Annotated in this window: 18 protein-coding genes; 10 read left to right on the top strand and 8 right to left on the bottom strand. The window is 73.1% G+C overall.

The window, feature by feature from the left end; translation table 11 throughout:
* Positions 1–67 precede the first annotated feature (67 nt).
* The 3 genes from IO24_RS0115000 to IO24_RS0114990 all read right to left on the bottom strand — a co-directional run bounded on the left by IO24_RS0115000 (position 68) and on the right by IO24_RS0114990 (position 5,292).
* Complete coding sequence (locus IO24_RS0115000; protein ID WP_031135914.1) at positions 68–976, bottom strand: hypothetical protein; 909 nt, start codon at positions 974–976, stop codon at positions 68–70.
* 171 nt (positions 977–1,147) lie between these two features.
* Positions 1,148–4,276: a sacsin N-terminal ATP-binding-like domain-containing protein gene (locus tag IO24_RS0114995; protein ID WP_031135913.1), complete on the bottom strand. Its 3,129-nt coding sequence runs from the start codon at positions 4,274–4,276 to the stop codon at positions 1,148–1,150.
* 89 nt (positions 4,277–4,365) lie between these two features.
* A complete protein-coding gene (locus IO24_RS0114990) occupies positions 4,366–5,292 on the bottom strand; it encodes a DUF3027 domain-containing protein (protein ID WP_031135911.1) in 927 nt (308 codons plus the stop codon).
* A gap of 273 nt (positions 5,293–5,565) precedes the next feature.
* Here IO24_RS0114990 and IO24_RS0114985 point away from each other — a divergent pair, with 273 nt between their 5' ends.
* The 4 genes from IO24_RS0114985 to IO24_RS0114970 all read left to right on the top strand — a co-directional run bounded on the left by IO24_RS0114985 (position 5,566) and on the right by IO24_RS0114970 (position 9,067).
* Complete coding sequence (locus IO24_RS0114985; protein WP_031135909.1) at positions 5,566–6,999, top strand: MFS transporter; 1,434 nt, start codon at positions 5,566–5,568, stop codon at positions 6,997–6,999.
* Positions 7,000–7,075: 76 nt separating this feature from the next.
* Complete coding sequence (locus IO24_RS0114980; RefSeq protein WP_031135906.1) at positions 7,076–7,549, top strand: hypothetical protein; 474 nt, start codon at positions 7,076–7,078, stop codon at positions 7,547–7,549.
* Complete coding sequence (locus IO24_RS0114975) at positions 7,519–8,229, top strand: futalosine hydrolase (protein ID WP_078899279.1); 711 nt, start codon at positions 7,519–7,521, stop codon at positions 8,227–8,229. Before IO24_RS0114980 ends, IO24_RS0114975 begins: the two co-directional genes overlap by 31 nt.
* Positions 8,219–9,067 (top strand): 1,4-dihydroxy-6-naphtoate synthase, encoded by an 849-nt coding sequence (locus tag IO24_RS0114970; protein WP_031135904.1) that lies wholly within the window; start codon positions 8,219–8,221, stop codon positions 9,065–9,067. Before IO24_RS0114975 ends, IO24_RS0114970 begins: the two co-directional genes overlap by 11 nt.
* Positions 9,068–9,070: 3 nt before the next feature.
* Here IO24_RS0114970 and IO24_RS0114965 read toward each other — a convergent pair whose 3' ends face one another.
* A complete protein-coding gene (locus tag IO24_RS0114965; protein ID WP_030849358.1) occupies positions 9,071–9,454 on the bottom strand; it encodes a cold-shock protein in 384 nt (127 codons plus the stop codon).
* A gap of 164 nt (positions 9,455–9,618) precedes the next feature.
* Between IO24_RS0114965 and IO24_RS0114960 the strand changes: the two genes are divergently transcribed.
* Positions 9,619–9,867, top strand: a complete 249-nt coding sequence (locus IO24_RS0114960; RefSeq protein WP_031135901.1) for a hypothetical protein — start codon at positions 9,619–9,621, stop codon at positions 9,865–9,867.
* Here IO24_RS0114960 and IO24_RS0114955 read toward each other — a convergent pair.
* Together IO24_RS0114955 and IO24_RS0114950 are read right to left on the bottom strand one after the other, a co-directional pair.
* Entirely contained in the window at positions 9,846–10,469 is a 624-nt protein-coding gene (locus IO24_RS0114955) for an HAD family hydrolase (protein WP_031135899.1), read from the bottom strand. The genes IO24_RS0114960 and IO24_RS0114955 overlap by 22 nt on opposite strands.
* 43 nt (positions 10,470–10,512) lie before the next feature.
* Entirely contained in the window at positions 10,513–11,517 is a 1,005-nt protein-coding gene (locus IO24_RS0114950; RefSeq protein ID WP_031135897.1) for a membrane protein, read from the bottom strand.
* A gap of 153 nt (positions 11,518–11,670) precedes the next feature.
* Between IO24_RS0114950 and IO24_RS0114945 the strand changes: the two genes are divergently transcribed.
* The 3 genes from IO24_RS0114945 (at position 11,671) to IO24_RS0114935 (ending at position 14,801) form a co-directional block, all read left to right on the top strand.
* A complete protein-coding gene (locus tag IO24_RS0114945; RefSeq protein WP_031135895.1) occupies positions 11,671–14,211 on the top strand; it encodes a helicase C-terminal domain-containing protein in 2,541 nt (846 codons plus the stop codon).
* A gap of 169 nt (positions 14,212–14,380) precedes the next feature.
* Entirely contained in the window at positions 14,381–14,512 is a 132-nt protein-coding gene (locus tag IO24_RS47155) for a hypothetical protein (protein ID WP_267886819.1), read from the top strand.
* Positions 14,513–14,612: 100 nt separating this feature from the next.
* Positions 14,613–14,801 carry a hypothetical protein gene (locus IO24_RS0114935; protein WP_031135893.1) on the top strand — a complete coding sequence of 63 codons (189 nt, stop codon included), beginning with the start codon at positions 14,613–14,615 and terminating at the stop codon, positions 14,799–14,801.
* Here the strand turns inward: IO24_RS0114935 and istB are convergent.
* Positions 14,779–16,011, bottom strand: coding sequence for an IS21-like element helper ATPase IstB (gene istB / locus IO24_RS0114930; protein WP_107062959.1), 1,233 nt, complete (start codon positions 16,009–16,011; stop codon positions 14,779–14,781). The two genes, IO24_RS0114935 and istB, sit on opposite strands and share 23 nt — an antisense overlap.
* Before the next feature lie 181 nt (positions 16,012–16,192).
* Here istB and IO24_RS0114925 point away from each other — a divergent pair, with 181 nt between their 5' ends.
* Positions 16,193–17,836, top strand: coding sequence for a DNA repair helicase XPB (locus tag IO24_RS0114925; protein ID WP_031135891.1), 1,644 nt, complete (start codon positions 16,193–16,195; stop codon positions 17,834–17,836).
* A 25-nt stretch (positions 17,837–17,861) separates the two neighbouring features.
* On the opposite strand, the gene IO24_RS0114920 is transcribed toward IO24_RS0114925, so the two are convergent.
* The gene (locus tag IO24_RS0114920; RefSeq protein ID WP_031135889.1) at positions 17,862–18,050 is read right to left on the bottom strand and encodes a hypothetical protein; all 189 of its coding nucleotides are present in this window, start codon (positions 18,048–18,050) and stop codon (positions 17,862–17,864) included.
* Between the two features lie 302 nt (positions 18,051–18,352).
* On the opposite strand from IO24_RS0114920, the gene IO24_RS0114915 reads away from it, so the two are divergent.
* On the top strand, positions 18,353–20,395 hold the full coding sequence (locus IO24_RS0114915; protein ID WP_031135886.1) for a HelD family protein: 2,043 nt from the start codon (positions 18,353–18,355) through the stop codon (positions 20,393–20,395).
* Positions 20,396–20,434: the final 39 nt, after the last annotated feature.

Below are 20,434 nucleotides of genomic sequence, written 5' to 3'. Positions count from 1 at the left end.
GACATACGGCATCGCCGGCCCCGGAACGCGTTCCGGGGCCGGCGGTGTGGTCCGTGCGGGGAGGGTGTCAGCGCACGTCGACGAAGTCACCCGCGGCGTTGACCGCCGGGGTGGTCGTGGTGCCCGCGAAGGAGTAGCGGAAGTAGCCGTCCGCCGAGGCCTTGACGGTGGTCTTCAGCTCACCCGTGGAGTTGGACTTGATGGTCTTCACCGTGGTGTAGGTGTTGCTGCCCTTCTTGCGGAACTGCAGCTTCACCGACTGGTTCGTGTAGCCGTGGTACTTGTTGTCGTCCCAGTTGGCGCGGGACAGCTTGCCGGTGACCGTGATGGTCTTGCCCTTCTTCACCGGCTCCGGCGAGGCGTTGACCGTCAGCTTGGAGTAGCGCTGGAGCTTGAAGGAGTTCGTCGGGTCCTTCACCGCGACCCCGACGTTGTCCAGGTTCGGGTTCTCCGGGTCCTCACCGTTGAACGCGACCGCGAACGCGGCCGCCTTCCAGGAGCCGGCGTCCTCGTTGAGCAGCGCGTACGGGTCGATCGCGACGGTGGCCTTGCAGGTGGCGACGGTCGCGGAGGAGTCCGTGCAGCTCGCGTCGTTGCTGTCGAAGAAGAAGACCGTCTCCTCGAACGAGGCACCGCGGTACAGCTCGACGCCCGCGAAGAAGTCCGCGGCGTGGATGTTCACTTCCTTGCCGTGGGTCAGCGTGAAGGACACGGGGACCTTGACCACGTTGGTGGTGCCGACGGCGATGTTCTTGCCGTTGTTGACCTTGACCGAGGAGAAGGTCGCGTTCAGGACGGTCGGCGTGCCGTCCGCGGCGGCGGCGAAGGCCGACCGGCCGGAGTCGGCGTGGACGACCTCGCTCGCGGCGGCGATGTCCGCGGGAACCTTCGGCTCCGCGGCCTGCGCGGCGGGCACGGCGAGGGCGGAGAGGGCCAGGGCGCCGGTGACAGCGGCAACGGTGGCTCGGATACGCATGCATTCTCCAGGTGGAGAGGGGCCCCGGTGCTCGTCGTCGGCTCTCGGGGCCCAAGTGATCGTGGAGTCTGTTGACTCGCTTGATCAGATACCTCAGCAGTGCACTTGGTTGTACGACAGGTGAAAAATATGTGCGGAACTTTTCACCAACGGTCGAACGTCGTCACCGGCTCAGTCGAACCACCGGTCCCGCGCCAGCTCCTGCGTCCGGGACGGGTCCTCCAGCAGGGCCGCCACCTCGAACCGCCGCGGCCACTGCCCCGCCGCCCAGGCGAGCCCCGCGGCGACGCCCTCCAGGGTGGCGGCGTGCAGGACGCCGTCGGCGGTGAGCCGCCAGTCGATCTCCACGCCGTCGACGACGAGTTCCTCGTGCTCGACGTAGAAGGCCGGGGTCCGCCGGCCGAGCAGCACCCGCACCGGCTCCGGCACGTCGTGCTCGGTGCCCTCGGAGGTGACCTCCCCGGTGACGGACTCGCTCAGCCGCCGCACCTGGAACAGTTCGGCCAGTTCGGCCGCGCGGGACGGCGGTACGGGGAGCAGCGGGACGCCCTCGGTGAACGGCAGCAGGTCGGGCGAGTCGCACACCACGGCGTCGGCCGCGTCCACGACCTCCACCCGGCCGTCGGTGACGGCCCGCAGGTCGTCCGGCAGGGTCACCTGCTCGGGGTCCAGCTCGGCCAGCGCCCCGTACAGGGCGTGCAGCTGAGCGCTCGTCACCTCGCGGTCGGGGTCGGCGAGCCGGTCGAGCAGCTCGGCGGCACCGCCGGGCTCGTCCAGCAGCGCGGCGACGGACGTGCGCACCCCCAGCGCCCGCAGCACCTGCTCGTCTTCAAAGCCGGTCGCGTCGGCCTCGTCGTAGAGCCCGCGCAGCAGCGGATCGCCGCCGGCGGCCCGCAGACCGGCGGGGCGGCGGCCGTCGAGCACGGGGTTCCCGCGCAGCCACCACGCGGTGTAGGGCCGGACGACCTCGTGCGTCCCGTCCGGCAGCAGGATCCGCACGGGCTCCACGACGGCGTCCCGCAGCGGGGGCCGGGACAGCAGAGCCAGCGCCTGCGGCCACTTGTCCTCGTCGACCAGGTCCAGATCCCGTACGGCGATGATCTCGGTGGCGACCGGCGGCACCGGGCTGTCCGGGAAGCGGTCGAGGATGTCCTCGCACCACACGTCGACGGCGTCCAGCAGACCCGCGTCGTCCGGCTCGGCGAAGTCTCCCTCGCGGGCTTCCAGTTCGTCCGGGTCGAGGACGACGTCGGTGGCGCGGACGACCGCGAAGTTCACCAGGACCCCGCAGGCGGCCAGCGGCTGCTCGCCCCACTTGCCGGCCAGCTCGGCGTCCACGGAGGCGAGTTCACCCTCGCGCATGACCTGGGCGAACGGGCCACCGGGGTAGACGAGTTCACAGGCGGGGGCCGGTTCGCCGTCCTCGTCGGGCAGGGCGAGCGCGCCGAGCCACGGCTCGTCACCGGGCTCCAGCGCGGCATCCCGCACCAGGGCGAGCACGGTGTCGGCCAGTTCGTCGGCGTCGAGGACGTCCTCTTCCCAGTTCACGCCGCCCTCGTCGTCCAGGGAGGCGGCGACGGCGGCCCGGACCTGCGGGGTGGTGAGGACGGCCCGGGGGGTCGCGGGCAGGGCGCCGAGCTTCTCCAGGATCGGGTGGGCGGCGTCCGGGTGGGCGACCTTCAGACCGAGCCGGGCCAGCACCTCGGGGTCGATCCGACCGGCCTCCGCGCCGGGCAGCAGGACCTGCCGGGGCCCGATGGTGGTCCTGCCGTCGGCGAGCGGCACCGGGAGCCCGGACAAGCGGTCCGGGTCGACCCCGGCCAGGCTGTCGTAGAGCCGCCGCCACCAGCCGGGCTCCTTCTCGAGACCGGCCAGCCGGTCGATCGCGTCGGTCAACGGGACCCGGGCGACACCCAGGGTCCGCAGCTCGGCGCGGCGCTCCAGCCCGGCGGGCAGCAGGGTGGGCAGCACCTCGGCGAGCACCCGCACGGTGTCCGCGCCCGCGCCCTCGACGACCTCGGCGTCCCGCGGCCGCAGGGATTCCGGCAGGTCGTCACCCTCGCGGGGAGGGAGGGCGGGCGGCAGGAAGGAGGTCCGCGGCAGCCGCTGGAGGATCGCCTGGCGCAGGGCGCCGTCCAGTTCGCCCTTGCCGAGCGGGCCGGGTACCAGGCCGATGATCCCGGACGTCACCGGCCGCCAGTCGCCGAGGAGTTCGGCATAGGCGTCGGCCGCGCGCTGGACCAGGAAGTCGGTCAGCGGGCCGGGGGCGGCGTGCCGGCGGGTGGAGTCCAGCGGGAACGAGGCGATGAGCAGGGCCGGGACGCCGAGCGGCTCGTCGCTCGGGGTGGGGGCGTGCACGACCGCGCTGGTGCGGGGCCGGGCGGGGCTGCCGTCGCTGTCCACGGGCACGGCCCAGGTGACGGACCAGTGGGGCCGCAGCCGCTCCTCGACGGGCCGGTCGGCGAGGAGGTCGGGGGTGAGGGGGCCGTGAGCGGTGGCGGTGCGCCAGTGGGTGACGCCGTCGGCGGAGTCGTCGACGACGGTGAAGGCACCGTCGGTGCGGCGGGTGAGGGTCCGCGGACTCTCCCCGTTGATCTCCACGACCAGCTCTTCGAGGCCGGGGAGGGTGAGCAGCAGGGCGTCGTCGACGGCCCGCAGGAGCCGCTCGGTGAGATCGGCGGCAGCCGCGTCACGCAGCGGCAGGATGACGGCGGTGTCGTACGGGTCGGGGGCGGTGCCCTCGGCGGCGTACGGCAGCCGCAGCAGGGGGACGTGCCCGTCCCGCCGCCGGACCTCGTCGCCGAGGCCGGGGCTGTGCCGGGCGGTGTCGGCGGCCAGTGCCCTGGCCTCGGCGAGCGACCACCGCACACCGCCGTGGCGGCCGACGACGGCGGGCTCGTCGGTGACGGAGAGCACGGCGGCGAAACCGACACCGAACCGCCCCACGGAGGTCGTGTCCCGCGTGTCCCGCTTGGCCGACGCCCGCAGTGTGGACAGCGACTCGACTCCCGCCGCGTCCAGCTGGGCGCCGGTGTTGGCGGCGACGAGCACCTCGTCCCGCAGGGTGAGCCGCAGCCGCCCCGGCACTCCGGCCCGGGCCGCGGCGTCGGCGGCGTTCTGGGCGAGCTCCACGACGAGCCGGTCCCGGTAGCCGCCGAGGACCAGGTCCTCCTCGGCGTTGGCGTCCTCACGGAACCGGGCGGGGCTGGTGGCCCAGGCGTCGAGGACACCGCGCCGCAGACGGGCGGTACCGAACGGATCGGCCCCCTCGGCGGCGGGCCGCACGAACTTGCTGCTCACGTTCCGTTCCTTCTCCTCGTGGACGTGAGGATGAAGGTACCGCCTGGGGAGCACCCCTCGTGCGCCCGCCCGGCGCGGGCCGCCGGCCGCTACGAGTGGCCCAGTTCCTCCGTGTCCGCGTCCGCCGTCGCCGACACCGAGCCCGAGTCCGAGGACGGGCGCAGGGGGAACGGGTCGACCCGGGTCTCGTCGATGACCGGGGCGGCCGGCTGGGGCGGCCGGGGCATGACCGCGGCCTCGGAGTGGCCGCCACAGCCGTAGGCGAGGGAGACCAGACGGCCGTCGGCCGGGGAGAACTCGTTGGCGCAGGCACCGAAGGCCTGGCCGAGGGAGCCGCCGATGGGCACGAGGAAGCCACAGCTGACGCAGGCCGCGGGGGCCGCCTGGGCCATGGGGGTCTTGGGGCCGAACGCCTCCTCCCAGCGGTCGGCCGCGGTGTGCAGGCCGTAGCGGGACAGGACGCGGGCCCGGCGCATGCCCAGTTCCTCGGCGACCGCCGGGATCGAACCGCGCAAAGGGGCGACCGTGAAGCCGGCCGGGGAATCCGCGGTGAGGTCCGCGTCCTCCGCCTCCACCAGGTCGGCCAGCTCGTGCGACACGGGCGACGCGGGCGCCGGCTCGTCCTCACCCGAGTAGCCCGGCTCCAGCCGCAGGTCCTCGGCGTCGGTGGGCAGCAGATCGCCCGGGCCCATGTCGCCCGGCCGCAGCCGCTCGCTCCACGGCACCCACTCGGGCGCGAGCACCGCGTCCGGGCCGGGCAGCAGGGCCGCCTCGTCCACCGTGACGATCTTCGCCCGGGACGCCCGGGCCACCGTCACGGCCCAGCGCCAGCCCCGGTAGCCGAGCTCGCGGCACTCGAAGAAGTGGGTGACGACGCGGTCCCCCTCGGAGACCAGCCCGACGTGTTCCCCGACGATTCCCGGCGCGGCGGCCTCCTCGGCTGCGGCGCGTGCGAGGTCGACGGCCTCGGCGCACAGACGGTCAGGGGTGCGGCTTCGCGTTGTCGCTGCGCTCACAGGTATCGCTTCTCTCCATACGCCGTCTCACGAGTGCGCCACTCCCAGCGCGGGGGCGGACGGAGCGGACCGGGGGACCGCGTCGACATCCTTCATCCATTTTGCGGGATGGCTGAGATACGCACGCTACCCTTCCGCCCCTCTTCGCGTACACCGACGGTCCCTGTTGCGCCGCCCACCGGACCACGAGCGGCCGCCCCGGACAGTCACCCCTCAGGCCCTATACATGCGGTAATGGCACTACCCACGGCCTTATCGGGGCACTATGACGTCGTGGCAGCCGCGAAGACACCCCCGGGCGCCACCGGGACCGGTGGGTCGAAAGGGGTCAAGGGAAACAGCCGACTGAACGGGCCGGGCCGTCTGGGCGGCTCCCTCCGTGCGGTCGGCCGTGCCCTGCACTTCCCGGTGACCGGCACCGCCCGCGGCATCCGCAAGGCCACCCACGCGCACGGCGCCGGCGAGTCCGGCCTCGGCAAGCTGATCGAACTGCACGGCGTGAACGGCGCCGGCGACGTCATGATCACCGTCGCGCTGGCCTCCACCGTCTTCTTCTCCGTGCCCACCGACGAGGCCCGCGGCCGCGTCGCCCTGTACCTCGCCATCACCATGGCGCCCTTCACCCTCCTCGCGCCCGTCATCGGGCCCCTCCTCGACCGCATCCCGCACGGCCGCCGTGCCGCGATGGCCGGCGCGATGCTGGCCCGGGCGCTGCTCGCGATCGTGCTGTCCGGCGCGGTCGTCAGCGGCGGCCTGGAGCTGTACCCGGCCGCGCTGGGCGTCCTCGTCTCGTCGAAGGCGTACGGGGTGGTCAGAAGCGCCGTCGTGCCCCGGCTGCTGCCACCGCGCTTCTCCCTCGTGAAGGCCAACTCGCGCGTCACGCTCGGCGGCCTCCTCGCCACCGGCATCGCCGCGCCCATCGGCGCAGGGCTCCAGCAGATCGGGCCGCGCTGGCCCCTCTTCGGCGCCTTCGTGCTGTTCGTGGCGGGGACGATCCTGTCGTTCACACTGCCGCCGAAGGTCGACTCCGCCAAGGGCGAGGACCGCGCCCTGCTGGCGGCGGACGAGCAGCACCTGCACGGGCCGCACCGGCAGCCGGTCAAGCGTCCCGGGCTGCGCACGGTCGGCCCGGCCGTCACCCACGCCCTGGCCGCCAACGCCGCCATCCGCTGCCTGACCGGGTTCCTGATCTTCTTCCTGGCGTTCCTGCTGCGGGAGCACCCGATCTCCGGCCAGAGCGCCGCGGTGTCGCTGGGGATAGTGGGCGTCTCGGCGGGCGTGGGCAACGCGCTCGGTACGGCTGTGGGGGCGTGGCTGCGCTCCCGGGCGCCGGAGATCATCATCGTGACGGTCGTGGCGGGCGTGGCGGGCGCGGCGATCACGGCCGCGGTGTTCTTCAGCGCGGTCCTGGTGGCCGGTCTGGCCGCGATCGCCGGGTTCGCCCAGGCCCTGGCCAAGCTGTCCCTGGACGCGCTGATCCAGCGGGACGTGCCGGAACTCGTCCGTACGTCGGCGTTCGCCCGCTCCGAGACGCTGCTCCAGATGTCCTGGGTGCTGGGCGGGGCGGTGGGCATCGCGATGCCGCTCAACGGCACGGCCGGGCTGGCGGTGGGCGCCGCGATCGTCGGCGCCGGGTGGCTGACGACCGTACGGGGGCTGCTCGGCTCGGCGCGGCGCGGGGGCACGGGGCGGGCGCGCGTCGCGTAGGGCCCTTCTGATGGATCTCCGAGGGAGCCGTACCCCGCGTGGGCGGTGCAACCCGCGGGCCCGATAGCCTTCGCCCATGAACACGTTGCAATCCGTTGTGCGACGCCGCCGCGCCGTCGCCGTCGCCGGCGTCGTATCCGCCGGACTGCTCGTCCTGTCGGCCTGTGACAAGCCGACGCCGATGGCCACGGTCACCGTGGGCAGCGACTCGGTGAACTCCGAGGCCACCTGTGGCGGCGAGGGCGATGCCCTGAAGCAGTCCGATCTCGCCGGGTGCCTGAAGGACAAGGGCATCAAGAGCATCTCCGTCGACCCCGACGCCACCGTGCGCTTCGGTGTGGACCCCGAGATCGCCGACAAGGGCTGGACGATCCTGATGAACGGTCAGCCGCTGACCGACTCCAGCACGAAGACCTACCGCACGATCCCGGGCAGCGTGTTCTTCAACGCCCAGTACGGCGCGCAGGGCGACTCGACGCTGGTCTCCATCAAGGAGGGCGACAAGGACGCGTCCGGCCTGTGGAACTTCAAGCTCAAGAAGGATGCCTGATCGCTGCCGCTGAGCTTGACCGGGTGCTGGTCGCCACCGCCGTTCCCGTGGAGCGGGACGCGGTGGCCGGGGCCTTCCCCGGTGGTACCGGCATCGAGGTGATCGCCGTCGGTGTGGGGCCCGCTCTCGCGGCTGCCTGCACCGCCACCGCCCTCACCGCCGCCGCCCTGAGGGGCGAGCCCTACGGCCTCGTCGTCTCCGCCGGGATCGGGGGCGGGTTCCAGCCCGAGGCGGCTGTGGGGTCGCTCGTCGTCGCCGACGAGATCGTCGCGGCCGATCTGGGGGCCGAGACCGAGGACGGGTTCGTGCCGGTCACCGAGCTCGGGTTCGGGACCGTCAGGCACCGGCCGCCCGCGGATCTCGTACCGCGGGTCGCCGACGCCACCGGCGCCCGGACCGGGGCCGTTCTCACCGTGTCGACCGTCACCGGGACGGCCGCCCGGGCCGCCGCACTGCGGGACCGGCACCCCACGGCCCTCGCCGAGGCCATGGAGGGCTTCGGCGTCGCCGAGGCAGCCGCCGCGCACGGGGTGCCCGTGCTGGAGATCCGGGCGATCTCCAATCCCGTCGGGCCGCGTGACCGCGCCGCCTGGCGCGTCCCGGACGCTCTGGCAGCCTTGACCGAGGGGTTCGGGAAGCTCACGCCCGTACTGGAGAGTTGGAACCGGCATGACAGTTGAGCAGCTGCAGATCGCCTACTCGCCCTGCCCGAACGACACCTTCGTCTTCGACGCCCTCGCCCACGACCGCGTCCCCGGCGCCCCCGCCCTCGACGTGACGTTCGCCGACATCGACATCACCAACGGCATGGCCGAACGCGGCGAGTTCGACGTGCTGAAGGTGTCGTACGCCGTGCTGCCCTACGTCCTCGACGACTACGCCCTGCTGCCCTGCGGGGGCGCGCTGGGGCGGGGCTGCGGGCCGCTGGTTCTCACGCGGGAGGCGGGCACCGACCTCGCGGGCCGGACCGTCGCCGTGCCGAGCGAGAAGTCGACCGCCTATCTGCTGTTCCGGCTGTGGGCCGCGGACACCGTGGCCGACGGGGTGGGCGAGATCGTCGTCATGCCGTTCCACGAGATCATGCCGGCCGTGCGGGACGGCAAGGTCGACGCCGGGCTCGTGATCCACGAGGCGCGCTTCACCTACCGCGACTACGGGCTGCACAAGCTCGCCGACATGGGCGAGCACTGGGAGAACACCACCGGGCTGCCGATCCCGCTGGGCGCGATCATCGCCAAGCGGTCGCTGGGCGAGCAGAAGCTCCGGCTGCTCGCCGACTCCATCCGGACGTCCGTGCGCGCCGCCTGGGACGACCCCGAGGTGTCCCGGCCGTACGTCATGGAGCACGCCCAGGAGATGGACCCGGCCGTCGCCGACCAGCACATCGGGCTGTACGTCAACGAGTTCACCGCCGGCCTCGGCGAGGACGGCTACGCGGCCGTGCGGGGGCTGCTGACGCGCGCGGCTGCCGAGGGGCTCGTACCGCCCCTCGGCCCGGACGCGCTGCGGTTCCCCTGAGGCTCAGACGTCCAGCTGGTCGGCGACCGCGCGCAGCAGGCCGGCGATCTTCTTGCCGGCGGTCTTCTCGGGGTAGCGGCCCCGCTCCAGCATCGGCGTGATGTTCTCCAGGAGAGTCGTCAGGTCCTGGACGATGGAGGCCAGCTCGTCCGGCTTCTTGCGGGTCGCGGCGGCGACCGACGGGGTCGGGTCCAGGATCGTCAGGGACAGCGCCTGGTCGCCGCGCTGTCCGGCGACGACGCCGAACTCGACGCGCTGACCCGGCTTGAGCATCTCGACTCCGGCGGGGAGGACCGAGGAATGGACGAAGACGTCACCGCCGTCGTCGCGGGAGAGAAAGCCGAAGCCCTTCTCGCTGTTGAACCACTTGACCTTGCCGGTAGGCACGTCTGTCCTCGTCCTCGTACTCGTCGGAAAACTGCTTCTGGAAACGGCTCTTGATAGCACTCGGGCGGGTCGTACGACCCGCCAGGTACCAAGGCTAATGCTCTTGCGGCCGGTGACAAGACGTCACCCGGTTGTTCCTTCGCGCTGGGAACTACCCTGGTCGGGTGCGTGACAAAACCCAAACGAATTCCGCCGCTCCCGGTGACCGCCTGGTCCGTGCCGGAGCCCTCGTCTTCTTCATCGGCGCCCTGGCCACACTGGTCACGGTCGCCCCACTGTTGCTCGGAACGACGCCCTTTCCGACGTACATGTTCGGATTGAGCATGCTCATGGCGGTCGGATTCCTGATGGCCGGTGCGGGAGTGCTGCGTTCCGTGGCAGCGGGCCGGCGTCAGGCGCGCGCGGGACGGTAGTCCGAAAGCCACCGCGGGAATTCGGTCAGATCGGTGAGGACGACGTCCGCACCCGCGGCGCGCAGTTCCTCCTCGGGGCACGGGCCGGTGGCCACCGCGACCGAGAGCGCCCCGGCGGCCCGGGCGCCGCGGACGTCCCCGACGTGGTCGCCGACGTACACGCCCGCGTCGTGCTCGCGCAGGGCCTCCGCCTTCTGCTCGGCCCACAGGTCGCCGATGACGGCGTCGGGCTCGATGCCGAGGTGGGCGAGGTGCAGCTTGGCGTTGGGCTCGTACTTGGCGGTGACCACTATCGCGCGTCCACCGGCCTCCCGCACGGCCGCGATGGCCTCCCGGGCGCCGGTCATCGCCGGGGTCGCGGCGATGGCGATCGACGGGTACATCTCCCGGTACAGGTCCGCCATGACCTGGATCTTCCCGGCCGGGAACCAGTTGATCAGTTCCTCCGCGAGCGGCGGCCCGAGCCGCGTCACCGCCAGGTCGGCGTCGATGTACGTCCCCGTCCGCTCGGACAGCGCCTGGTAGCAGGCGCGGATGCCGGGCCGGGAGTCGATGAGGGTCATGTCGAGGTCGAAGCCGACGGTGAGTGCCATACGGGCCATTCTCCCCAGGCGGTGTGAACGGCAGACGTCCGCCTGTCACCGGCTAGCGCGAGCGCTGTGAACGCCACACCAGGAACAGCGCCGACGCCACCGCCGCGCCCCTGACCACCCACGGCCAGGTCTCCGCCACCGCGGCGTTCATCTGGCCCTCGGCGATCGGGGTGCCCCAGCGGCCGTTCATCCGGCCCCACAACCACACCAGGCCACCCGCCACGGAGAGGCTCGGCAGGATCACGACGGCCCACTTCGTCTCGGCCTGGGTCAGGCGACGGGAGGCGTAGGCGATGAGCCAGCCCACCAGGAGGACGAACCAGTTGCCGAGCACGGCGCCGGCGACGAGGAGCCCGGCGGCGATCAGGAGGAGCGGGTTGCTCCAGCTCGCGGCCGGCAGGCGCGGGAGACGGCGGCGGCTCCCCTTCCCGGCCACCTCGGCCACCTCGGCCGCCTCGGCGACCGGCTCCGTCTCCTCGGCCGCCGGCTGCTCCTTCTCCGCCTTCCGCTGCGCCGGGGGCCTCAGGAGGTCCGGCAGCTCCACGCCGCCCACGAATCCCGGCACCTCGTCGCCCACGCCGAAGGGGCTGCTGTCCACCCGCCACCAGTCCGGCTGGACCGCGGTGTCGCCGAGCTCGTGCCCGGCGGCCAGATGCGGCGGGGCCGGACCGTCCAAGGACGCGGGGCGCGGCTCCTCGGCGGGCCGCGCGGGGCGGGGACGCGGTACGACGCGCCGCATGACGCTCTTCGCCCGCTGCTCCGGCTCGGCCTCGCGCTGTACGGGCACGGAGGCGGGGGCGGCAGCGGCGCTGGACGGCTCACCGGTCGTGCCGCCCGCCGCCGCGGTCACGACGTCGTCGGGGCTGCCCAGACGGGACAGGATGCGGCGGACGGCGGCGGGCGAGTCGACGGTGGCCTTCGCGCGGCGCTTGTCGATCTCGTTGCGCAGGTCCGCGACCAGGCGCATACGGGTGGCCGACGACAACTGCCGCTGCTGGGCCACGTCGCCGACGCGGCTCAGATACTCGTAAACGACCTGGTCGCTCTCAATCCCCACGAAGTCCCCTCCGGGGCGGGTGCGTTGCGTGACGCCGTCGGACGACGGTACCGCGAGGACCTGCCGGGCGGCCAAAAGCCCGTCCCGCGTTCGGGGGGCGAGGCCGCGCACAGTCGGCCCGCCCGCCGCGGGCGACCCGCTACCGTGGACCGGATGAGCACCGAGGACAGGCCCCCGGCCCCCCGCTCCCTCGCGGAAGCGCTCCGCGCGCGGGGCGATGCCGCGCTGGGCGCGCTCCTGCGCAGCCGCCCGGATCTCATCACGCCCGTCCCCACCGACCTCACCCAGCTCGCGACCCGCGCGGGCACCCGTGCCTCGGTCGTGCGGGCCCTGGAGCGGCTGGACCGGTTCGCGCTGCAGACGGCGGAGGCGCTGGCCGTGGCGGCGGACCCGGCGGCGTACGGCGAACTGCTCGGGCTCATGGCCGGGGACGACGCCGACCCGGCCGTCGTCCAGGCCCTGCCGCACGCCGTGGACGTCCTGCGCGAGCAGGCGTTGGTGTGGGGCGACGACGACCGGCTGCGGCTGGTGCGCACGGCGCGTGAGCTGCTGGCCCCCTCGCCGCAGCACCCGTCGCCGACGGGGCTCGGCCCGTCGGTGCAGGAGGCCACCGCCGGGATGTCCCCGGGACGGATCCAGGAGATCGTCACGGCCGCCGGGCTGGCCTCGACGCACGACTCGGTCTCCGCGGTGACCGCCCTGGCCGGGCTGTTCACGGACCGGGCCGGGATGGCCGCGCTGCTCGCCGACGCCCCGGCCGACTCGCTCGAGGTGCTGGAACGCCTGGTGTGGGGGCCGCCGTACGGGCAGGTCACGGCCGATCCGGCGCCCCGGCTGCGCTGGCTGCTGGACCGGGGGCTGCTGCTGCCGACGGCGCCCGGGACGGTCGTCCTGCCGCGCGAGGTCGCCCTGCATCTGCGGCGGGGGCTGGCGCACCGGACACCCGAGCCCGTGCCGCCGGTCGTGGAGGCGGCCGCCGTTCACCGTCCACAGGTTGTGGACAGTACCGCCGCCGGGCAGGCGTACACCGCGCTCGCGACCGTCGAGGAGCTGCTGAAGGACTGGGACGAGGGCGGGCCCGCGGTGCTGCGGGCCGGCGGGCTGAGCGTGCGGGACCTGAAACGGACCGCGGTCGCGCTCGACGTGCCGGAGCCGGTGGCCGCGTTCTGGGTGGAACTGGCGTACGCGGCGGGCCTGATCGCCTCGGACGGCGAGGCCGACGAGCGGTACGCGGCGACCCCGGCGTACGACGAGTGGCGCGAGCTGCCCGCCGCCGAGCGCTGGTCGCGGCTGGTAACGGCGTGGCTGGCGGCGACCCGGACGGCCGGTCTGGTGGGCGGGCGCGACGCGAAGGACCGTACGTTGTCGGCGCTCGGGCCGGGCCTGGACCGCTCGGCCGCGCCCGAGGTACGGCACCGGCTGCTGGCGCTGCTGGCCGGGCTGCCGGAGGGCGCCGCTCCGGCCGCCGGGTCGGTGCTGGCCCGGCTGCGCTGGGAGCGGCCTCTGCGCGGCGACCGGCGCGAGGACGATCTGCGCGGCCGGCTCGCCGAGTGGGCCCTGTCCGAGGCGGAGCTGCTGGGCGTCACGGGCCGGGGCGCGCTGTCCGCCCAGGGCCGGGTACTGCTGGGCGCGCCCGCGGCTCCCGCCCCGGGCCCGGAAGCAGAACCCTCCGGCCCGGGCGACAAGCTGCCCGTCCACCACCATCACCGCCCCGCCCCGCTCGCTCCCCTCTCCGCCGCCGAACAGGCCGTCGCGTCAGCCGCCGCGGCCCGGCTGCTCGCGCCGCTGCTGCCCGAGCCGCTGGACCACGTGCTGCTCCAGGCCGACCTGACGGCGGTGGCGCCCGGGCCCCTGCGGCGGCCCCTCGCGGACATGCTGGGCGTGCTGGCGGACGTCGAGTCCAAGGGCGGGGCCACCGTCTACCGGTTCACGCCCGGCTCGGTGCGGCGGGCTCTGGACGCCGGGCAGGCCGCCTCCGACCTGCACGCCTTCCTCGCCGCGCACTCCCGTACGCCGGTGCCGCAGCCGCTCACGTACCTGATCGACGACGTGGCCCGCCGGCACGGGCACCTGCGCGTCGGCGCGGCGTCGGCGTACGTCCGCTGCGACGACGACGCGGTGCTCAACGAGATCCTCGCCGACAAGCGGGCCACCGGGCTCGGGCTGCGCCGGCTGGCCCCCACCGTGCTGGCCGCGCAGGCCGACCCGTCGGGGCTGCTGGAGGGCCTGCGGGTGATGGGGTTCGCGCCGGCCGCCGAGTCCGCCGAGGGCGATGTGCTGATCACCCGCGCCCTGGCCCACCGCACCCCGCCCCGCACCGCTCCCGAGCCGGTCCCGGACGGCCCGCCGGTCCCCGACGACACCCTCCTCGCGGCCGCGCTGCGCGCCATCCGGGCCGGCGACCTCGCCTCCACCACCCCGCGCAAGCCCGGTGCGGCTCCGGCGGTCGACGGCGAGCTGCCCCGCACCGGCGCCGCCGAGACCCTCGCCACCATGCAGGCCGCCGTCCTGACCGGCGAGGCGCTGTGGATCGGCTACGTCAACGCCGAGGGGGCCGCCAGCCAGCGGGTCATCGCCCCCGTCCGCGTCGAGGGCGGCTTCGTCACGGCGTACGACCACACCGCGGACGAGGTCCGCACGTATCCGCTGCACCGGATCACCGGGGTCGCGGAGCTCGCCGACGACGCGGGCTGACGGCCCCTCGCGGCCCGTGTCACCCGTTCGGGTGCGGGCGGGCGTTCATGCACGCCACGCCGGGGAATTCCCACGCTCGGGCGACCTTCCCGGGCGTGCCGCATCACGTCGTGCGCGTGGGGGCAGCCACCGGGTGTCCTGTGAGCTTCGCCGAAAGGAAGTCCCCCACATGCGCGCTGTCCGCCGAGTCGCCGCCGTCCTGGCCACCGCGGCTCTGATGACGTTCGGAGGCCTGGCCACCCCGGCCTCCGCGGTGAGCATCGATGTCGCCGGCCTCGTCCTCGAGACACCGCAGATCTGATCCGCTCCCGCGCACCCCTAGGGCCGGCCCAGGCGTCCCCGGGCCGGCCCGCGGTGCGGTGTCCCCCGTCTCTCAGCCCGTGAAAGGCCCTGCCGTCCTCATGCGTGAGAACCTGCCCGCCGTCGCTCTCTGTGCCGTCGCGCTCGTGGGGGTGCTCGCGCCCTCCGCCGCCGCGGCCCCCGCGCTGCCGCTGCCCCTGCCGGCCGCCGGTGCGGAACCGCTGGTCACCGAGGGGGTCTCCATCGAAGGCCCGCTGGTCCAGAACGTCAGTCTGCCCACGCTGATGTAGCGCGGCGCGTCCGGTAGCTGTCGCCGTCCAGCCGCACGATCTCGGCGTGATGGGCGAGGCGGTCCGTCATCGCCGGGGCGGACGGACCGAGGACCTCGTCCCAGCGGCCGAGCGGGCGGTCGCTGGTCACGATCAGCGAGGCCCGTTCGTAGCGGTGCGCGACGAGCTGGAAGAACAGGCCCGCGGCGGCCGCGTCGAAGGGCGTGTAGCCGACCTCGTCGACGATCAGGAGGGGGTGATCGTCGAGAGCGGTCAGTTCCGCGTCGAGCCGGCCGGCGGCCCGGGCGTCTGCGAGCCGGGCGATCCACTCGGCGGCGGTCGCGAACAGCACCCGGTGCCCGGCCTGGCAGGCGCGGACGCCCAGGGCGACGGCCAGATGAGTCTTGCCGGTGCCGGGCGGACCGACGAAGACCACGTTGCGCCGGGCGGTGACGAAGTCCGCCTTCCCGAGCCGGGCCACGGCCTCCCGGTCGAAGTCCCGGGGGTGTTGCTGGTCGAAGTCCTCCAGCACCTTGCGCGCCGGGAAGCCGGCGGCACGGATCCGGGCCTCGGCGTCGGCGTCCGGGTCGGGCCGCGGCGAGACGACCGCGGCAGCCGCCGGGGCCGTCTCGGGCTCCTTCGTCTGCGGCCGGCTTTCGTGGTGGTGCGCCTGCGCAGGTGCGGTCGGTGGGCGGTCGGCGTGTCCGCGGTCCGTGTGGGCGACCATCGGGCCCGACATGTAGGCGAGGATCGCCGCCGAGGCGATGAACGCCATGTGGATCACCGTCCCCCACAGCAGGGCGTGCCGCGACGTGTGGTGGACGTCCACGAACATCTGGAGCAGGTGCACGGAGGAGATGCCCACGATCGCCGTGGCGAGCTTGACCTTCAGCACGTTGGAGTTGACGTGTGAGAGCCATTCGGGCTGGTCACGGTGGCCCTGGAGGCCGATGCGCGAGACGAACGTCTCGTAGCCGCCGACGATCACCATGATCAGCAGGTTGGCGATCATGACGACGTCGACCAGCTTGAGCACCGCGAGCATCACGTACGTCTCGGTGGCGTGCCCGCTCACGCACATGAGGATTAAGGTCCACAGCTCCTTGAAGAACTTGTAGACGTAGACGCCCTGGGCGGCCACCAGCCCGAAGTACAGCGGGGCCTGGAGCCAGCGGGTGGCGAACAGGGCGTATCCGAGTGTGGTGGTCGTCGGGTTCTGCACCTTCGCCATTCTTCGGGGCCGCGATGGAAAAACTGAATTCACACCACACGTTGGGATGAATAGGCATTCAGTACGACCGGACGCGCAGATCACACCACCTGACGCGGTCGATCAGGCACACTGGACGTTTGGCCGAGGCGTCGCACTGTCGAGCCGTCCGAGCCGTCCGGCCACAGAAAGGGTGCCGCGCGTGAATGGTCCGCTGATCGTCCAGTCCGACAAGACCCTGCTCCTGGAAGTCGACCACGAGCAGGCCGACGACTGCCGCCGGTCCATCGCCCCGTTCGCGGAACTGGAACGGGCACCGGAGCACATCCACACCTACCGTCTGACCCCGCTGGGCCTGTGGAACGCCCGCGCGGCGGGCCATGACGCCGAGCAGGTCGTGGACGCGCTCGTGCAGTACAGCCGCTACCCGGTGCCGCACGCGCTGCTGGTGGACATCGCCGAGACGATGGACCGCTACGGCCGTCTCACCCTGTCCAAGCATCCGGCGCACGGGCTGGTCCTGACCACCACCGACCGCCCGGTGCTGGAGGAGATCCTGCGGTCGAAGCGGGTCGCGCCCCTGGTCGGCGCCCGCATCGACCCGGACACGGTCGCCGTGCACCCCTCCGAGCGCGGGCAGATCAAGCAGACGCTGCTCAAGCTGGGCTGGCCGGCCGAGGACCTCGCCGGGTACGTCGACGGCGAGGCGCACGAGATCGAGCTGGCCGAGGACGGCTGGGCGCTGCGGCCGTACCAGAAGCAGGCCGTCGAGAACTTCTGGCACGGCGGCTCGGGCGTCGTCGTCCTGCCCTGCGGCGCCGGAAAGACCCTGGTCGGCGCCGGGTCGATGGCGCAGGCCAAGTCCACGACGCTGATCCTGGTCACGAACACGGTCTCCGCCCGGCAGTGGAAGCACGAGCTGGTGAAGCGGACGTCGCTCACCGAGGACGAGATCGGCGAGTACAGCGGGACGAAGAAGGAGATCCGGCCCGTCACGATCGCCACGTACCAGGTGCTGACGACCCGGCGGAAGGGCGTCTACCCGCACCTGGAGCTGTTCGACTCGCGGGACTGGGGGCTGATCGTCTACGACGAGGTGCACCTGCTGCCCGCTCCGGTCTTCAAGTTCACCGCCGACCTCCAGGCGCGGCGGCGGCTCGGCCTGACCGCCACCCTGGTGCGTGAGGACGGCCGGGAGTCGGACGTGTTCTCCCTGATCGGTCCCAAGCGGTTCGACGCGCCGTGGAAGGAGATCGAGGCGCAGGGCTACATCGCGCCCGCCGACTGCGTGGAGGTCCGGGTCAATCTCACCGACTCCGAGCGGCTCGCGTACGCCACGGCCGAGACGGAGGAGAAGTACCGCTTCTGTGCGACGACCGCGACCAAACGGAAGGTCACGGAGGCGATCGTCCGCCGCTTCGCCGGGCAGCAGATCCTCGTCATCGGCCAGTACATCGACCAGCTCGACGAACTGGGCGAGCACCTCGGGGCGCCCGTCATCAAGGGCGAGACGTCGAACGCGCAGCGGGAGAAGCTCTTCGACGCCTTCCGGGAGGGCGAGATCAGCGTGCTCGTCGTGTCCAAGGTCGCGAACTTCTCGATCGACCTCCCGGAGGCGACGGTCGCGATCCAGGTCTCGGGCACCTTCGGCTCCCGGCAGGAGGAGGCCCAGCGCCTCGGCCGGGTTCTGCGCCCCAAGTCGGACGGCCACCAGGCGCACTTCTACTCGGTGGTCGCCCGGGACACCATCGACCAGGACTTCGCCGCACACCGGCAACGCTTCCTGGCGGAGCAGGGCTACGCGTACCGGATCATGGACGCGGACGAGCTGCTGGCGGAGAGCTGACGGCGCTCGGCGGGGGCCGGTCCGCTCACTTGTGGCGGACCACGCCGACTTCCTCTCCGTACTGACCGAGGACGACCACGTCGAAGGCGGCGCCCGCGAAGACCTTGACGGCGCGCAGGGCATCGCCGAGACGGTGGCGGTGACTGCCTGCCACGGCGGTGGCGCCGGGCGGGCGGCCCGGCGCCGGGGCGGGGTGGATGGTTGCTGCGCTCATGTCTCCATGGTGCGTTTTCGTCCGTAAAGCCCGCGTCGGTCTCGGGACCGAACCTGACGACGGCCCGTGTACGCCCCTGGGCCGATCTGTGCCCCTCAGAGAGGAGGGGCTCGTCCCCTAGGGGATGAAGGGGCCCGGGCGGCGAGGCGGCGAGGCGGCGAGAAAATCGTTGGCGGCCGCCGCACCCGCTCCTCTAAGATCTCCGCTCTTGCCCGCCTCCCCAGAGGAGCGCCGCCGACCGGACGGAAACCGGCCGGCATCTCACCGCCCACTCTTCAGCCGGTCCCTCCGGAGGCACCCCCTTGTCCACGCCCGTCGACGACCCGCTCTCGCGTGAGCGCTCCCACCTCTCCGCGTCCCGTTCCGCCCTGCGCGCCATGCGTGAGGACGTCGAGGCCCTCGACATCAGCGACGTCACCGCGAACTGGGTCAACGCCGAGGTGCTGGCCCGCCAGATCGAGGAGCGCGTCAAGGCCCTGGCCGACCTCAGCGACACCCCGCTGTTCTTCGGCCGGCTCGACTACCTGCACGCCCCCGGGAGTGAACAGGCCGAGGGGGCGCAGGGGGAGCGCTTCTACATCGGGCGGCGGCATGTGCACGATCACGACGGCGACCCGATGGTCATCGACTGGCGCGCGCCGGTGTCGCAGCCGTTCTACCGGGCCTCCAAGAAGGACCCGCTCGATGTCGCGCTGCGCCGCCGCTTCGGTTACACCCGCGGCGACATCACGGCGTACGAGGACGAGCACCTGTCGGACCCGTCCGAGGCGGCCCGGACCAGCAAGCTGCTCCAGCAGGAGATCGAGCGGCCGCGTGTCGGCCCGATGCGGGACATCGTCGCGACGATCCAGCCGGAGCAGGACGAGATCGTCCGCTCCGGCCTCTCCGGCACGGTGTGCGTGCAAGGGGGCCCCGGCACCGGGAAGACCGCCGTCGGCCTGCACCGGGTCGCCTACCTCCTCTACGCCCACCGCGAGCGGCTCGCCCGCACCGGCACGCTGGTCATCGGGCCGAACCGGTCCTTCCTGCACTACATCGAGCAGGTCCTGCCCGCGCTGGGCGAGTTGACCGTCCAGCAGGCCACCGTCGACGACCTCGTCGCGCACGTCGAGATCAAGGGCACCGACGACGCGCGCGCCGCCGTCGTCAAGGGCGACGCCCGGCTGGCGCAGGTGCTGCGCCGGGCCCTCTACGCACACGTCACGATGCCCACCGAGCCGGTCGTGGTCGTGCGCGGCTCCCGCCGCTGGCGGGTCCCGGCGTACGAACTGGAGGAGCTCGTCCGCGAGTTGCTCGACCGCGACATCCGCTACGGCGCTGCCCGCGAGGCCCTGCCGCAGCGCATCGCGCACGCGGTGCTGGTGCAGATGGAACGCTCGGGTGAGGCGCCGGACGACCGGGTGCAGGACGCGGTGGCCCGCAACAGCGCGGTCAAGGCGGCGGTCAAGGCGGTCTGGCCGGCGGTCGACCCGGCGAAACTCGTGCTCCGCCTGCTGTCGGACCCGGAATTCCTGGCCGTGCACGCCGAGGGGATCCTCGACGAGGACGAGCAGAAGGCGATCCTCCGGGCGAAGCCGGCGCGCAGTGTGAAGTCGGCCAAGTGGTCACCCGCGGACGCCGTCCTGATCGACGAGGCCACCGACCTGATCCAGCGCACGCACTCCCTCGGGCACGTCGTCCTCGACGAGGCGCAGGACCTCTCCCCCATGCAGTACCGGGCGGTCGGGCGCCGCTGCACGACCGGCAGCGCGACCGTCCTCGGCGACCTGGCGCAGGGCACCACGCCGTGGGCGACCCGCGGCTGGCAGGAGGCGCTGACCCACCTGGGCAAGCCGGACGCGCTGGTGGAGGAGCTGACGGCCGGTTTCCGCGTCCCGACGGACGTCATCACCTACGCCTCCCGGCTGCTCCCGTACATCGCCCCGGGCCTCACGCCGGTGGTCTCCATCCGCGAGAACCCGGGCCACTTCGAGGTCCGGCCGGTCTCCGGCACGAAGGACGTGGTCGGGGCCTGCCGCGAGCTGCTGCGCAACGAGGGTTCCACGGGCCTCATCGCGGCGGACGCCCGCGTGCCCGAGCTGGCCGGGGCCCTGGCGGAGGCCGGCATCCCGTATCTGGGCCCCGGCGAGGAGACCACCCAGGACACCCGCCTGACCCTGGTCCCCGCGTCACTCGCCAAGGGCCTGGAGTACGACTACGTCGTCCTGGACGAACCCCAGGCGGTGGTCGACGGCGAACCGGACGAACGGACGGGCCTGCGACGCCTGTACGTGGCACTGACAAGGGCGGTGTCAGGCCTGACGGTGACCCATACGGCCCCACTGCCGACACAACTGCTCGCCTGAGCGGCGGGCCTGCGCACCGCGCCTGGCTGCGGGCATGCG

The sequence above is a fragment of the Streptomyces flavovariabilis genome, from assembly GCF_000725785.1.
Lineage (GTDB): Bacteria > Actinomycetota > Actinomycetes > Streptomycetales > Streptomycetaceae > Streptomyces > Streptomyces hawaiiensis.
This window is presented reverse-complemented; position numbering and strand designations above follow the sequence as displayed.